General features: G+C 70.6%; 9 protein-coding genes. All 9 read left to right on the top strand.

Going from position 1 to position 15,658, the window contains the following annotated elements; translation table 11 throughout:
- Nucleotides 1-49: 49 nt before the first annotated feature.
- On the top strand, nucleotides 50-1,855 hold the full coding sequence (locus tag ACH47Z_RS40005; protein ID WP_399083181.1) for a DUF3556 domain-containing protein: 1,806 nt from the start codon (nucleotides 50-52) through the stop codon (nucleotides 1,853-1,855).
- Nucleotides 1,856-1,895: 40 nt separating this feature from the next.
- Nucleotides 1,896-3,317: a phytoene desaturase family protein gene (locus ACH47Z_RS40010; protein WP_399083184.1), complete on the top strand. Its 1,422-nt coding sequence runs from the start codon at nucleotides 1,896-1,898 to the stop codon at nucleotides 3,315-3,317.
- A gap of 954 nt (nucleotides 3,318-4,271) precedes the next feature.
- Nucleotides 4,272-5,948 (top strand): Dyp-type peroxidase, encoded by a 1,677-nt coding sequence (locus tag ACH47Z_RS40015; RefSeq protein ID WP_399083186.1) that lies wholly within the window; start codon nucleotides 4,272-4,274, stop codon nucleotides 5,946-5,948.
- Between the two features lie 1,079 nt (nucleotides 5,949-7,027).
- Complete coding sequence (locus tag ACH47Z_RS40020) at nucleotides 7,028-7,858, top strand: hypothetical protein (protein ID WP_399083189.1); 831 nt, start codon at nucleotides 7,028-7,030, stop codon at nucleotides 7,856-7,858.
- 215 nt (nucleotides 7,859-8,073) lie between these two features.
- A complete protein-coding gene (locus ACH47Z_RS40025; RefSeq protein ID WP_399083192.1) occupies nucleotides 8,074-9,441 on the top strand; it encodes a hypothetical protein in 1,368 nt (455 codons plus the stop codon).
- 32 nt (nucleotides 9,442-9,473) lie between these two features.
- Complete coding sequence (locus tag ACH47Z_RS40030) at nucleotides 9,474-9,869, top strand: hypothetical protein (RefSeq protein ID WP_399083194.1); 396 nt, start codon at nucleotides 9,474-9,476, stop codon at nucleotides 9,867-9,869.
- A gap of 25 nt (nucleotides 9,870-9,894) precedes the next feature.
- Nucleotides 9,895-10,152, top strand: coding sequence for a hypothetical protein (locus ACH47Z_RS40035; RefSeq protein ID WP_399083197.1), 258 nt, complete (start codon nucleotides 9,895-9,897; stop codon nucleotides 10,150-10,152).
- Nucleotides 10,153-10,213: 61 nt separating this feature from the next.
- Nucleotides 10,214-12,028, top strand: coding sequence for a hypothetical protein (locus ACH47Z_RS40040; RefSeq protein WP_399083200.1), 1,815 nt, complete (start codon nucleotides 10,214-10,216; stop codon nucleotides 12,026-12,028).
- Nucleotides 12,025-15,651 (top strand): hypothetical protein, encoded by a 3,627-nt coding sequence (locus ACH47Z_RS40045; protein WP_399083203.1) that lies wholly within the window; start codon nucleotides 12,025-12,027, stop codon nucleotides 15,649-15,651. The genes ACH47Z_RS40040 and ACH47Z_RS40045 overlap by 4 nt, the downstream gene beginning before the upstream one ends.
- Nucleotides 15,652-15,658 lie beyond the last annotated feature (7 nt).

Below are 15,658 nucleotides of genomic sequence, written 5' to 3' on the forward strand. Positions count from 1 at the left end.
CGGATGTGGTCCGGCATGCCCGAAAACCGGGACAAGAAAGGCGAGAACAATGGGGTTCAAAACAGGTGACTTCCCGCCCGTCGATCAGGAGGCATTCCTGGAGAAGCCGCTTCAGGAGCGCCTGAAAACTCTGGCCCTGCACTGGGTGGAATACGGATTCGGTTCGCCGAAGATGATTCCGGCGACCTACGTGGTCAAGGTCCTCTTCCTCTACGTGCTCGCCGGGACGGCCCTGGCGACCTGGACCTCGGACGCCGGCCCGTTCTGGAACGTCACGCACTGGTGGAACGAGCCGATCGTCTACCAGAAGCTGGTGCTGTGGACGGTCCTCCTCGAAACGGCCGGGGTGGCGGGGTCATGGGGCCCGATCGCCGGCAAGTTCAAGCCGATGACCGGCGGGATCCTGTTCTGGGCCAGGCCCGGCACCATCAGGCTGCGGCCGTGGAAGCGCGTGCCGTTCACGGGCGGCGACCGCCGTACGGTGGGCGACGTACTGCTGTACCTGGCCTTCCTGCTGTCCCTGCTGCTGGCGGTCGTGCTGCCCGGCGTGCCGAGCGGGTCGCTCACCGAGGCGCTGCCGGACAACACCTCCGGCCTGGTGCGCCCGGCCCTGCTTCTCGCGCCGATCGTCCTGTACGTGCTGAACGGCCTGCGGGACAAGACGGTCTTCCTGGCCGCCCGCGGCGAGCAGTACCTGCCCGCGCTGGTGTTCTTCGCCGTCCTGCCGTTCACCGACATGATCGTCGCGGCGAAGCTGCTGATCTGCGTGGTCTGGATCGGCGCCGGGGTGTCCAAGTTCGGGCTGCACTTCACCAACGTCGTCGCACCGATGGTCTCCAACAGCCCCTGCGTCCCGTCGAAGCGGATCAAGCGGCTGCACTACCGCGACTTCCCCCGCGACATCCGCCCCTCGAAGGTCGCGGCCTTCATGGCGCACGTGGGTGGCTCGACCGTGGAGATCGTCGCCCCGCTGGTGCTGCTGTTCTCCACCAACCGCTCGCTCACGCTCGCCGGCGTCGTCCTGATGGTCGTCTTCCACCTGTTCATCACCTCCACGTTCCCCCTGGCCGTGCCGCTGGAGTGGAACCTCCTGTTCGCCTACCTCTCGGTCTTCCTGTTCCTCGGCTTCCCGACCTGGGACGGCTACGGCGTCGGCGACATGTCCTCGCCGTGGCCGGCCGCCGGGATCGCTGCCGGACTCCTGTTCTTCCCCGTCCTAGGCAACCTGCGCCCGGACCTGGTGTCGTTCCTGCCCTCGATGCGGCAGTACGCGGGCAACTGGGCCTCCGCGCTGTGGGCGTTCGCGCCGGGCGCGGAGGAGAAGCTCAACTCGCTGCCCCACCGCCCGACGAAGAACCAGGTCGACCAGCTCCAGGCGATGGGCTACCCGGCGGCCGTCGCCGAGATCACCATGCAGCAGACGATCGCCTGGCGGTCGATGCACAGCCAGGGCCGCGGCCTGTTCTCGGTCCTGCTGAAGAACCTGCCCGATCTCGACCAACGCACCGTGCGTGAGGCGGAGTTCGGCTGCAACTCGCTGATCGGGTTCAACTTCGGCGACGGCCACCTGCACAACATCGACCTGATCAACGCGGTGCAGTCCCGGATCGGGTTCGCCCCCGGGGAGTGGATCACCGTCTGGGTGGAGTCGCAGCCCATCCACCGAGGGATCCAGCACTACCAGGTGATCGACGCCGCGCTCGGGGTGATCGAACGGGGCACGTGGAAGGTCGCCGACGCAGTCAAGGAGCAGCCGTGGCTGCCGAACGGCCCGATCCCGCTCGACGTCACCTGGACCCGTGAAGCATCGTCGACAGCGCAGCAGCGCGCGGCGACACGGCAACCGGCGCCATGACGAGCGGAACACCCCCCGGTCCCAGGAAGGAGAGGACGACATGAGCACAGCCACCGTGGTCGGCGCCGGCCCCAACGGGCTCGCCGCCGCCCTCACCCTGGCCCGCGCGGACGTACGGGTCACCGTGCTGGAGGCGGCCGACGAGATCGGCGGTGGCACCCGCTCCGGCGAAGGGATCCTGCCCGGACTGCTGCACGACCACTGCTCGGCCATCCACCCGATGGCCGTCGGATCCCCGTTCCTGCAGAGCCTCGGACTGGACCGCTACGGCCTGAAGTGGACATTGCCGGAGATCGACTGCGTCCACCCGCTCGACGGCGGCACGGCCGGGGTGCTGCACCGCTCGGTCGCCGAGACCGCCGCGGGTCTCGGCGCCGACGGCCGGCGCTGGCGGTGGCTGTTCGAGGGGCCGTCATCGTCGTACGACGCCCTGAGCGACGACATCCTCGGCCCGCTGCTGCGGTTGCCCCGGCATCCCGTGCGCCTCACCCGATTCGGCATCCCCGCACTGGCCCCGGCGTCGCTGCTGGCGGGGATGTTCACCGGCGAGCAGGCGCGGGCACTGTTCGGCGGGGTCGCCGCGCACGCGTTCCACCCCCTGCACCGTCCGCTCAGCGCGAGCATCGGGCTCGGCATCCTCACCGCCGGACACCGGCACGGCTGGGCCGTCGCGGAAGGAGGATCGCGCCGTATCACCGACGCCATGGCGGCGCTGCTGCTCGACCTCGGCGGGACGATCGTGACCGGGGTCAGGGTGCGGTCGGTCTCGGACCTGCCGCCCACGGACGTGACCGTCTGGGACGTGGCACCCACGGCCCTGGCGGACATCCTGGGCGACCTGCTGCCGGCGCGGGCGGCCCGGGCCTACCGCCGTTTCCGGTACGGCCCGGGGGCGTTCAAGGTCGACTTCGCGGTCGAGGGCGGAGTCCCCTGGACCGCCGAAGCGGCACGGCGGGCCGGCACGGTGCACGTCGGCGGCACGTTCGCCGAGATCGCTGCCACCGAGCGGGAGATCCACGCCGGACGGATGCCGCCGAGGCCGTTCGTCCTGGTCGGGCAGCAGTATCTGGCCGACCCGTCGCGGTCGGTCGGAAACGTGCACCCCGTATGGGCGTACGCCCACGTCCCGTACGGCTACTCCGGCGACGCCACCGAAGCGATCACCGCCCAGATCGAGCGCTTCGCCCCGGGATTCCGGGACCGGATCATCGGCACCGCCGTACGCACCACGCGCCAGTTCGCCGCGTACAACCCGAACTACGTCGGCGGCAACATCATGACCGGCGCCAAGGACATCCCCCAACTGCTCGTCGGCCCGCGCCTCACCCTCCGTCCCTACGACACCGGGCTCCCCGGCCACTACCTCTGCTCCGCGGCCACCCCGCCCGGCCCCGGAGCACACGGCATGTGCGGCGCCCACGCCGCCGCACGAGCCCTGCGCCACCTGGCAACAAGGCATTGAGGAAGGAATCGACAACGGTCGTCGTGTCCGACATCGACCCGGAGACCCGAAGTAGACCGCGGAAGCCATCGACGGAGCCATCGTCATACCGGCCGACGTCACGGACGAGGACCAGGTCGAAGCACTCGTCGGCCGGACCGTCGCCGAACTGGGCGGCCTGCACGTCCGGAGGAGAATCGATCATCACCATGTCCTCCATCACCTCCACCTCCGGCTCCCCCTGCGGCGGGCACGGACTGCGACGTTCGAGGACGACGCCGCGTCCTGGCCCGTCAAGCTGCGCCTGGATGGCTTCGTCTGTGACGAACTGACGCCATTGCCGACGCCGGAGGGGGGACTGCCGTGGCTGGCTCGTGACGCGTTTCAGCCCCAGCCTCATGAACAGCTGGCCGCGCGCTACCGCGCGGTGGGGCGCGACGACGAGTCTCGGCGGGTGCTGCTGGCTCAGCACCGGCGGCGACGTGAGGCGGCGGGAGTGCCGGCGAAAGCATGGGGTCTTCTCCAGGACGCAACGGTCGGATATGGGTATCGGCCGTGGCTGGCCGGGCTGTGGTTGTTGGGCCTGCTCGCCGCCGGATCGGTCTGCTTCGCGTCCCACCACCCCGCACCGCTGGGCACGGGCGGTCCTCATTTCCACCCGGTCGCCTGCACGCTCGACCTGCCGGTGCCGGTAGTGAACCTCGGTCAATCGGGCGCGTGGAATCCGAGCGGGTCGTCAGATGCCGGCCTATGCGCTGATCATGAGTGGCTGGACACTAGCCACGACGCTGGTCGCCGGGGTTCATCGCCCAGGCGTTGCGTCGTACGAGGGTTCGAGCCCGGGCGTCCGGGTTATTTCGGAGCATATGCCCGTGGCAGGGCGGGGTGGGTGGGAGGAGGAGGGGTGGCGGGCGCCGCGCTTCGGCGTTGTCCCTCATGCGCTCGACCGTCCCCGAACCCGAGGCAGGAGGCCCCATGACGACGCAGGAGATCAGGATCGTCGACTTCAAGAAGGAGACGGGCATCGGTCCCGTCGATCCGGAGAAGGGCGAGTTCACTACGGACGAGCAGAGGCTCATGAAGGACATTCAGGGCAACATCCTCAAGAGCCACGGTCGGGAGAACAGCCGTCACCTGTTCATCCGGTTCGACCCGGCCAGGAAGGACAAGGGCCGTGACTGGCTGACCGGTATGGCCGACCGCGTGACCAGCGCCATGACCCAGTGGGGGCAGACCCGCAAGCGTTCCGCGATCTTCGCGAAGGCGGGCATCGGCCCGGTAGGCGCGTACGCGAGTGCGGACCTCGGCGGCAAACCCGGTTTCACCGTGGGAAGGAAGGTAGGCCCCATCGGTGGGTCCTTGGGCGTGGGACTCGGTGGAAGCCGTCCGATCGGCGTGTACGGCGGCGCGAAGGTCGGCCCTGACGGCGATGGCCACGGCAGCGCGGGGCGGGGCATCCTCGACCCGGAGGCGTACATCAGCTCGGAGCTCGCCAAGAACACGGATGACCCGTTCGTCAACGTCATGCTGTCGGCCTCCGGATACCAGGCGCTCGGCTTCAGGGACCTCCCGGAGGACAAGGCGTTCCGCCGCGGGAGCCGGCACCCGGAAACCCTGGAGAAGCTGCATGATCCCAAGGAATCCCAGTGGCACGAGGGATTCCGCAAGCCGATCGACGCGCTGGTCATCGTGGCCGACGATTCCCCCGAACGGGTGCAGAAGACAGCCGACGAGATCCGCTCCTCGCTGGAGGCGTCCGGTGCCGGCCAGGTCGTGCACCAGGAGGTCGGCAAGGTCCTGCGGATGTACCCCAACGGGCCGGCCCGCGAGCACTTCGGCTTCGTCGACGGGGTGAGCGAACCGCACTTCCTCGCCAAGGACATCGCGAAGGCGAAGAAGGAGGAGGGGGACACCAAGTGGGACCCCGGTGCTCCCCTGGAACTGGTGCTGGCGAAGGACCCTGGCGGAGACCGGGAGACCGGCTGGGGCTCGTACTTCGTCTACCGCAAGCTGGAGCAGGACGTCCCGCACTTCAACCAGCAGCGGCTGAAACTCGCCGGAGAGCTGGCCAAGGCCGACGGCCGGGCCGAACCCCACGAGGGCGACCTGGAACTGGCCGGGGCCTACATGGTGGGACGCTTCCGCAACGGCATGCCCGTCCACTTCGCCGCGACCGGCCGGAGCATGACCGACCCCATCCCCAACGACTTCGACTACCTGGACGACCAGGACGGCCTGAAGTGCCCCTTCCAGGCCCACATCCGCAAGACCAACCCGCGCGGTGACGTCGCGCGGCGGTTCCCCGACGACGCGACCCTGGAGAAGGAACGAGCCCGGCGCATCGCCCGGCGTGGCATCTCCTACGAGAGCGACGGCGCCAAGGGACTGCTCTTCCTGTGTGCCCAGGCCAACATCAGCGACCAGTTCGAGTTCATGCAGGCCGCTTGGTGCAACGACCCCAAGTTCGTCTCCGGGGACGCGGGCCAGGACCCGGTCGTGGGAACGGGCAGCGCCGCCACACCGACATCCTGGCCGAAGAAGCACGGCTCCACGGAAAAGATCAAGGCCAGCCTCGCCGAATCGGTGACACTGCGAGGTGCCGAGTACTTCTTCGTGCCCAGCATCGGCTTCCTCAGGAACGCGCGACGCTGATCCCCACCGGGCCGGGCAGGGCGACCTTGCCCGGCCCTGGCCGAAGTCAGCCGGTAGTAGCGCCGGCCTTCTTCGGGTGTGCAGGCCCGGGGCAGGGTGTACTGGCCTGGGCAGTGCATGGTTGCGAGTGTGGGTGCGGGGGCGTCCGGCCACAGCCAGGGCTCGGCAGGGGGAGCAGGCACGGGACTGGGCCGTCGTCGCCGTTCCACATACGGCCGTACGGGTCGGGGATGATGCCCCATCCCCAGTAGGGCAGGGGCCGATCCGGGATGAGGCCGAGCTGTGTGAGGGGGGCGGTCGGCTCGGGACCCACCGTGCGCGCGTGGCTCCAGTTGTCGCCCAGGTCGAAGGTGCAGGCGAACATCTGACCGGGCTCGAGGTCGGAACCGGCCTGGACAGCGTCTGCGTCCAGCTCTACCTCCGGGTCGTCGACGTCGCAAAAGCGGTGCTGGGTGGCCCGTTTGCCGATCGTGGCAGGGTCCCAGGACGTGGGTCGGCGACCTGCCGAGCGTCATGGAGCAGGCTGGCCTCCCGGTCGGTCAGGCGGGGCAGAGCCGCCCGACCTGCTCATCACCTACGCCTGTGCCACCACCGACGCGGCCACCCGTCACGGACCGCAAGCTCCACACCCATCCGCGCGGCTCCTCACCGAACCCGAGCCCGGTCTGTTCACCATGCCGCGACCGGCACTGTCCTCGTCAGCGAAGAACCCACCGAAAGCTCACAGAACGCCCTCTGAGGGGGCGTTTGACCTACGTGGATTGCCGTCTATCTCCTCGTAAGTTCCCCGCCAGGTGGGTGTCGTCTCGTCCGTCATGCTGGCGAGCCTGGTGGAGTGGATGCGGCGCATCCGTCAACGGGAGAGGAAGTGCTGCTTCGCGATGGGCGGCGTAGGGTGGTGGGTGAGCAAAACGTCTGGTCCGGAGCATCGCCCGACGGTGCCATCCGGACCCTGCAGGGCAGCGTCCCATGTCCGAGGCCCGTCTTGAGCGACCCGACTGCACTGCCCCAGTTCCAGGCAGGCGCACCCTGATGACAGTCCGTGCTGTGCGCGGGTACGTGACGCGCGGGAAACGACCATGAGTGGTTTCTCCGACCAGCTGATGGTCCGGTACCTGGATCCGACGCGGGTCCAGCAACTGCTGGAGCCCCCCGACGATCCGAACCGGGCGCGGCTGCGGTCCTTGCTTGCCGCGGTCTACGAACCCAGCACCCTGGAGGTGCGGTTCGTGGACGCAGTCCAGGTCACCTCGACCGCCTTCCAGGTGCCGGTGAGTGCGCCGGTGACGGCGCGTGGCAACTGGGAGAAGCTGCTGCCGGAGATCGCGCAGGCGCGAGCCGTACTGGAACTCCCCGGACTGACGCCGCCGCTGTGGATCGACCTGGCGCTCGACACCGTCGTCACGGCGCGGGTCACGCTGACCGACGGTGCGTTGGAGTCCCTGGCCTCCGAAGACCTCTCGGGGCTCTCCCAGGCGGACTTCGTCGCCCGGTTCGCCTTTCTCGACCTCGCGGAGCTGATGCGCCGCGCCAAGGTCGCCGACTACGAGGAACTCCAGGCGGAGTTCCCCCGGCTGTACCGGCTGCACTACGCACAGCCGCCGGCCTTCGACCCGAACGCGCCCGCCCGCCGATACCGGCTGCGCGTCTCGGTGCTGTTCTTCCCGGACCTCGACCTCGCCGCAGCGCTGCGCCAGTTGGTCCAGAGCCGGCAGGCGCTGGACGAAACCCGTCCGCGTCCCGAGGAGTACGACGGCGGGGCCCTGCTGGCCGCCAGCGCGTGGCTGGCGGTGTTCCCCGAGGCCGCGCTCCCGGCCGCCGACCCCGTCGCAGCGGCGAAGCAGACGAAGCAGGTGACCGACCTGCTCGCCGCCGACGGCTTCGTGGCGGCGTTCGAGAGTATTTCGTAAGCCGCCACAATTTCGTAAGTCGCCCGTACACCAGTGAGTTGGGCCAAAGGAGGCGGAGAGGACACCCAGCACAGGTCGGCGGAGCAGCCCAAGGGGCGTGGCCGACGGGCGCGCGGACGGTGTGCCCAGGGGCGGCGTCGCGTGATGGGAAGCGCCGCCACGGGGCAACGCGTCGTCAGGCATCGCGTCGTCACGCAGCACGTAAGGAGCGGTCGATGCCGGTCAAGTACATCGATGTCCAAGCCAGCAGCGAATTGTTCGCGCCGGCGGTCAGGGCGTTCGGCGACATCGCCATCGTCGGCAGGGGCGGGTTCGGCGCCCCGGCCTCGGACGCCAAGGAGTTCACCTCGCCGGGGTCGGCCGCACAGTACCTCAAGGCCCTCGGCGGGACCACACTGTCGGCCGACGCGGCCAAGGGGCGCGACAACGTCACCGCGTCGGCGAGCGTTCCGGCGCCCGTGCTGGTGCGTTTCACCGCCGGCAATGTGTCGGAGGTGCACACGGTGACCGCCGTCGCCCCGGTGCAGCCGCCTCCGCCGCCGCCCTCCCCGGCAGCCGGACCGCCTGCCCCGCCGTCTCCTCCGACCGCGGCCCCCACGTTCACCCTCACCCTGGACACCCCGCTGAGCGCCACCTATCCCGCCGGGTCGAAGGTGACCCAGGAGAGCGACAGCGACCTCCTGCGCGCGATCCGCACGGCGTTCGCCCAGACGCCGCCGCCGACCGTCGTCTGGGGCGTTCCGGTGGATCACGCCTCACCCCAGTGGGACGACGGGCTGACCAAGGTCGACAAGCTCGACGTCCAGATCGTGCTGCTGGCCAACACCCCGCTCAACGCGACGACCGTGGACACCCTCGCCGTGCTGAAACAGCACGTGACGGCGGACCTCGGCGACGGCAAGGAGCGGATCGGGGTGGCCATGCTCGACCGCGCCGTGCCGCAGGGCGACCTTAAGACACTGGTCACCCCGCCGGTCATCGACGAGCGGATGGTGCTGATCGCCCACAAGTCGAACGACGACGTCGCGGCGGCCCTGGCCGGGGTCATCGCCGGGTACGAGCCGCACATCTCGCTGCTGCTCAAGCCCATCAGCATCGCCATGACCGACGTGTTCTCCGACACGGAGATCGACGGTTTGAACGACGTCCTGGTCAACTGGGTCACCAGGCCGGTCCTGCTGCCGGGCCAGGCACTCTACCTCGGCGAGGGCTACACCTCCGATGCGAGCCACGACAAGAAGTACGTCGACATCGTCCGGACCCTCGACGACATCAACTTCCGGATCAAGGCCGCCCTGATCGAGGTGATCGGCAACCTGCGGACCTCCCGGGTCGGGCTGCGCGCGGTCGAGACCATCGTCCAGTCGGTGCTGGCCCCGCTGGTGGCCCGGCAGGTGATCGAGGACTTCAGCATCGTGATCCCACTGCTGACGTTGCTGGACAAGGACCCGGCCGACCTGTCGGCGGCGGAGGCGCAGGAGATCAGCGACGCCCGGGCCAGTCGTCTCGTCGACATGACCGTCCAGGTTGTCTACGCGGGTGCGATTCACCGGTTGAAGATCGATCTCGTCCTCAAGGGCTGAGCGAGCGGGGACGAGAGAGGGAGTGAGAGACCATGCCCGACGCCCTGAAGTGGGACAGCCGGCTGACGGTGATGCTGAACGGCAAGCCGGTGACGCCGATCGACTCGTTCAACCCGACCTTCAACGTGCCGGTCCAGCCGTTGCATTCACTGGAGGCGGACAACGTCGCGCACATCGTCCAGCCGCATGCGTTCACCTTCACCATGGCGGTCAAGGCAATCGGCGCGTCGGTGGCGACGCTCACCGGCCTGGCCCTGTCCAGCACCGCCTTCAGCATCGGGGTACAGCAGGCCAAGGGGAGCGACTGGACGTTCAAGAACATCGCCTTCAACGACTGCTACATCACGTCCGTGGCCAGCACCATCGTGATCGACGGCGTGCCGACCACCACCTTCAACTGCATCTGCCTGCAGGCCGTTCCGGCCTAGGCCCGCGCGCCCGAGGGAGGACTCGATGTCTGACTGGAACCCGCTACCCGAGCCGGACCAGGACAACGGGCAGGCGGTCGAAGGTCCGGGGCTGATCGAGGTGCACCAGGGCGACCGCGTCGTGCCGGCCCCCGGTTCGCAGGCGGCCGTGTCCGTCCGCTCCGGCACCGAGGTCCACTACTACTTCCCGATCCACGTGGTGCTGGCGGGGGATGTCGCGGAGACGGCCAAGGAGGACATCGCGTCCAGTATCTGGAACGCGCTGTACAAGGCGCTGAGTTGAGCGCGGGTACCGGACAGGCCGGTCGGACCGGCGGGACCAGCACAACCGGAGGAGCCCGGGAATGCCGCGGATTTCGTGCCACTTCCCGATCACGGTGTCGATCGTCGGAGAGCCGTCGGCAGCGGGTCTGGAGCAGCTCGGGCGGGCGGTCGAGGAGGCGCTCGCCGAGCGGTTCCGGCAGGCCCGGCAGCACCTGGCGACGGTGACCGCCCGCGAGCCCGCCGTCCCGGTGGAGACCGGCGGCGAACCGAGGGACCCCCTGCGGATCGGTCCGAGCGGGCGGTTCTACCGAGTGCCCTCCTTCGACGGCGGCGGCGCGCTGAAGCCCGTACGGCTCGCGGCAGCCGCGCCCCCGTCGCGTGATCCGGCGCTGCTCTCGGACGCCCAACTGGACACCGAGTACCTCCAGGTGCGGAGTTGGCTGCTCGGCCACGGCGCGCAGGACGCGGCCTACGCCGGGATGCGGACGTATGCGGACGCGCTGGAGGAGGAACTGCGCCACCGGTCCGCGGCCGCGACCGGGGCCGGGGCCTCGCCGCCCGGCCCTCCGCCCGGTCCGTCGCTGCCCGGCCCGCCACCACCCGGCCCGCCGCTGGTCCTACGGCCCGAGGTCCTGGCGCACGACGTGCCGGGCCCGCCGACGGACCGGCCGCGCCCGAGGGCCGGCCCGTACGTCGGCGGCGCCTACGGCGAACAGGACCTCCCGCACCTGCTGGGAGAGCGGGGTGTGCACGCGGTGATCACCTCCACCGGCGCGGGTGCGCACCGGCTCAACGAGCCGGGCATCGACTACGTCGGGATCCATGCCGGGACCAGAGACATCTGGTTGGTCGACAACAAGGCCTACAACACCCTCGAGGAGATCGACGGTGCCGACGTGACGTCGCTCGGCAAGAACCTGCACCCCAGCCTCACCCGGGCGATCGGCAAGATCGAACAGGCGCCGGCGTTCGAAGGCAAGGCCGACGTCCTGAAGCGGCTGGGCCGTGCTCGGGACGCGGTCGCGGTCGGCCGGCCGATCCCGGAGGAACTGAAGATCAGGCTGATCGTGACCAACGCAGGCGGGTACGCACCCGGCGCGAAGAACCTGCCGCCGCAGGTGGAGTTCCTGGACCTGGTGGGCCCGGAGGCGAGGGCGGCCCGCATGGCGGACATCGCCAAGGCCAAGGCGGCCGGGGTCAGCCCCACCCGGCCGCGCTCACTCCGGGACACCGAGACCATGCGCCGCCGCGTCGGCGGGGTGCTGTCCCGCGAGCCGATCCGGGTGCCCGTCACGGTGCGACTGGCACGTGGGGTCCGCGCCGCCGGGATCGGCCTGGCCAAGGTCGTCGCGGCGGTGATCTGGGCCCAGGTCGCCGCCAGGGTGCGGGAGGAGTACGAGAGCCGCAAGATCCGTCAGTGGACGGAACCGAAGCTGGCGTCGATGGAACCGGAGATCCAGTCCCGGCTCGACAGCCAGGCGCCGGAACTGGTGCAGCTCCAGCTGCGGAACCCGGGCAGGCCGCTCTACGGCGTGGTCGGCATCCTCACCACGGTCTACTGGAGGGGTCGGGACGAGAACCTGATGGACGCGGAGGTGGAGCTGACGTCGGTGTCGGTGGCGGCGGAGCGGATCGAGCACAGCGAGACCTCCCGGGTCATCGGTGGCAGCCGGTGGTTCACGGGGGAGTGGCAGCACGATCTGGTGCGCACGACCCACTCGGTGGAGCTCCAGCCGTTCGACAGGGACGAGTTGGCGGCTGTGCTGCGCGCCGAACTCGCTGAGGAGGAGGCGGGGGCGGGTGCTCGGTCCATGACGCCGGAGCAGGCTCGGGTGTCGGAGCGGCGGCGGAACGAACTGACCGCACAGCTGGCGGGGTTGGAGCGGCAGCCATGAGCGGCGGCCTCGGCAACCTGACCATCCGGCCGCATCTTCCGGAGGCGGTCACCTTCGACGGCGACCTACCGCAGGACCGGCGGCGGGAGTTGGAGCTGGTGCTGCGGCGCGCGGTGGCCCGGGCGGTGGCCGGGCTGGGGGAGGAGGGCATGCGGGTCGCGGGTGCGCCGGTGGCCGCAGCGGGCGTGATGCCGGTGCCCGCGGCCGTCGCCGAGCCGGCTGCCGAGCCGGCCGTGGAACCGGCCGCCGTGCCGACTGCCGAGCCGGTCACCGAGCCCGCGGCGGGCGGCCTCCTGCTGGCCTTCGGACTGTCGGCGGAGGCGGCGGAGGCGGCGGAGGCGGCGACGGGGGCGGGGCCGGGGCCGGGGCCGGCGGAGCGGGCCGCCGTCCCCGCGGCCACCACCCGCGCGCCCGTCCATCCGGCCGGTACCCGGCAGCCCGGGGCGGTCGGCGGGCGGGGCCGGGCGGAGCACACACCGGCCCGCCTCGCGCAGCGGACCGAGGGCACGCCCGGCAGGAAGCGCCCGACGCCGGCCGAACCGGCGGGAGGCGGCGGGCCACAGGGGACCCGTTTCCGGGTGCGGCTGACCCCCGCCATGGGAGAGCTGGGACCGGCGAAGTTGCTGCGCGAGTTCGTCCGCCAGTACTACCGGGCCACGAGCGAGCAGGAGGTTGACCGGCTGCTTCCCGCCTGGCGGTGGACGGAAGGGCGCGAACGCTCGGCATCCGCCCGGGACGTCGGGCGGGGCTTCATCGAGCTGACCGTCACCGACGTCACCGCGACCGCAATGGCCGCGCTGCCCCCGACCGAGCGGGAGCGTATCGACCAGGAGGCCGACGAGCGGTTCCGGCAGGAGGCCGGCCTCCCCCCGGGGACGCGGCGGCCCGGCACCGGCCCGCAGGACGCGGCGCTGCACGCCCGCTGGCTTGCCGCGCGAGCCGACGTCGCAGCCGAGCACGATCTGCGCCGGAAGATCGCGAACCTGCCCGAGGACGTCAAGGACATCCTTTTCGCGGGCGGCCTGCCGCTGAACCGAGAGGACCTGGAACCCGTGCTGCGCCTCGGAGGGAAGTTCAGCGGTCTGACGCCCGCCCAGCGTGCCGACTACCTGAGTAAGGTCACGGCGGAGACGACGAGCTGGGCGGAGCTGGATGCCTCGATCGAGCGGTACCTGCGCGCCGAAGAGGCCCGCGGGGCCGAGGCCGCGCGGACCGAGGCGGCCGCGGCCGAGCTCTTCGGGTGCGAGGACCTGTACCGGCTGTGGCAGGCCCTGAACGCGGTCCGGGCGCGGGCGACCCGGGCCGGGCCCAAGGTCGGTGTGTACCCAGCTCTCCGGGACGAGTTGAACGCGGCGACCGCCCACTTCCAGGAGTCCCTCAAGCGCCACGGATTCACCGATGAAGCAGCCTTCGTCTCCGCGATGGACGCCTACCGGCTGCAGTTCCGGGCCGAGGCGGTCGCGATCGGGCTCGATGTCCTCGCGCGGTTCGACCACCTGCTCCATGAGGAGCGGCGCAAGCTGCGCAGCCCCGGCTACGTCGAGTCGATGGTCGCCGGCATCGCGCGGACGCAGGCGCGCGCCGAGTTCGAGACGGCCGCCGCCAAGGAGCAGCTCGCCATGCAGTTCGCCATGCGTGGTGTCGGCGCGATGGCCGGCCGGTACCAGGCCGAAGCCGTGTCCTTGCGCGCCGCAGCCGGCCAGGCGGTGGTGACCAGTGCCGGTGAAGACCCGCTCGTCGACGCCCACCGGCTGGGCCGGGGCACCGACCGCGAGAAGCTCGCCCGGCTCGACACACCCGACCTCCGGACGTACCTGCTCGGCGTCGCCGACGAGCGACAGGCCGAAGCGGCCACGGTCCGCGGGGAGTTCACGGGCGACCCGGAGCGCGTCTTCAGCCTGCCGGGACTGGTGGAGGCGACGAAGCAGAGCCAAGGGGCGGGCGCCGACACGATCTACGCCTGGATCGTCGACGACCACGTCAAGGCCGTGGGCCAGGCGCACTCCTTCACAGCGACCGTCCTCGTCCTCATCTCCCTCGTGCTCGCCGCGGTCGTTCCGGTCGGCGGGTGGGTCGCCGCCGCCGCGCTGGTCGCGACCGCCGGAATCAGCGTCTACCAGGCGACGGAGGCGATCGCGGAGTACCGGCGGTCCTCTACCGAGTACGACCTGTCGTTCATCGACACGGAACCCTCGCTGATCTGGGTCGGGGTCGCCGTCGTGGCGGCGGCGGTGGACCTCGGGTCGGTGGCGACGCTGCTGACCGCGTCGGCCAAGGGCCTGGTCGCGCTGAAGGTTCCGCTGCGCAGTTTCTCCACCGCCACGGACATCGAGACGGCGGCGGCCCGCTACCGGGCGCTCACGGCGAAGATCGACGAGGTCGAGGGGCTGGCGCCGAAACTCAGGGAGACGCTCAAGGCACACGCGGCGGCAGAGCTGGGTCTCAAACGCGTGGTCGGCGAGTTCGCGGGCCGCCTCCACGGGGGCTTCCTGGTCGACCCGACCGGGCCGATGCAGGCCATGTACTACGCCGTCAAGAAGGGCGTGACGAAGTTCGCCGCGCTGCGAACCGAAGCCCGGTTGACGGAACTCCTGGGCGACGTGACGAGGCTGACCGGCGCGGAACTGGCCGAGATCAAGACGGCGTTCGGGCGGGTGAAGGAGATCGTCCGGATCGGCGAGCAGCGCACCATGGACGACGCCACGCTGCTGCGGTACGTCGACCGGCTCGCCGCGCGGCGGTCGGAGGGCGCGAGCGCGTTCGAGGAGATCGTGGCCGAGATGCGGGCCTGGCACCGCCCGACCTCGCAGCAGCTCGCGGCCGAAGCGGCACTCACGAAGGCGAGCGAGGAGCTGGCGGCGCGGCGCCTGTACGAGGCCGAGCTCGAGTTCGAGCGGAGCGCCCTGCGCAAGGAGCCGTTGGAGACGCGGGACGTCCATCGGATCAGGGAGATCGACACCGAGCTCGTAGCACTCGCCGGGGAGCGCGGCCGGACTGGGCAGATCGTCAAGGAAGGCCTCATCACCCGGGCGGTCCGCGACATGGAGAAGGCCGCGAAGGCCGCGGAGGCCGCCCGGGTCAGCCCGCTCGTGCGGATGCGGCAGGCCTTCAACGCATCGAGGGAACGGGCCCAGGTCCTCGCCCGCGCCAGGGTCGACGAGGTCGGAAGGCTGCGGGTGTCCTCCGGGCTGCTGGAGGTGGATCACATCGTCTCGCTGGTCCGCATCTCGCGGATGGAGGGCTTCGAGCTGCTGACGGCCGCCGAGCGCGAAGCCCTCGCCGTCCGCATCGACGACATGGTGCTCATGGACGCATCCGCGAACGCGTCCAAGGGGGAACGCAGTTGGGCTGCGTGGCCGCAGGCCGGGACCTTCTACGACCCGGAGGTCATCGCGCGGTGGAGGGCCATCGACGCGGAGCGGACCAGGAGCATCGAGGAGTGGATCCTGATGAAGGTTCGGGGCCGGACGCCCGCCCGGGTCCGCGTCGGGGCCGGCGGCGACGAGCCGCGCGTCCGGATCCACACCGGCGCATCGGAGCCGATGCCGGAAGAACCCGTCGAACTCCCCGCCGAGGAGGCGCCGAAGAAGCGGCTCCGCAACCCGAGGAACCCGGAGAGGTAGGCCCCCG

It is taken from the genome of Streptomyces sp. NPDC020192 (genome assembly GCF_044388685.1).
Taxonomy (GTDB): domain Bacteria; phylum Actinomycetota; class Actinomycetes; order Streptomycetales; family Streptomycetaceae; genus Streptomyces.

What these genes read in the sequence shown, in the direction of transcription:
- ACH47Z_RS40005 (WP_399083181.1), top strand. Translation starts at nt 50, where the DNA reads ATGGGGTTCAAAACAGGTGACTTCCCGCCCGTCGATCAGGAGGCATTC.
- ACH47Z_RS40010 (WP_399083184.1), top strand. Translation starts at nt 1,896, where the DNA reads ATGAGCACAGCCACCGTGGTCGGCGCCGGCCCCAACGGGCTCGCCGCC.
- ACH47Z_RS40015 (WP_399083186.1), top strand. Translation starts at nt 4,272, where the DNA reads ATGACGACGCAGGAGATCAGGATCGTCGACTTCAAGAAGGAGACGGGC.
- ACH47Z_RS40020 (WP_399083189.1), top strand. Translation starts at nt 7,028, where the DNA reads ATGAGTGGTTTCTCCGACCAGCTGATGGTCCGGTACCTGGATCCGACG.
- ACH47Z_RS40025 (WP_399083192.1), top strand. Translation starts at nt 8,074, where the DNA reads ATGCCGGTCAAGTACATCGATGTCCAAGCCAGCAGCGAATTGTTCGCG.
- ACH47Z_RS40030 (WP_399083194.1), top strand. Translation starts at nt 9,474, where the DNA reads ATGCCCGACGCCCTGAAGTGGGACAGCCGGCTGACGGTGATGCTGAAC.
- ACH47Z_RS40035 (WP_399083197.1), top strand. Translation starts at nt 9,895, where the DNA reads ATGTCTGACTGGAACCCGCTACCCGAGCCGGACCAGGACAACGGGCAG.
- ACH47Z_RS40040 (WP_399083200.1), top strand. Translation starts at nt 10,214, where the DNA reads ATGCCGCGGATTTCGTGCCACTTCCCGATCACGGTGTCGATCGTCGGA.
- ACH47Z_RS40045 (WP_399083203.1), top strand. Translation starts at nt 12,025, where the DNA reads ATGAGCGGCGGCCTCGGCAACCTGACCATCCGGCCGCATCTTCCGGAG.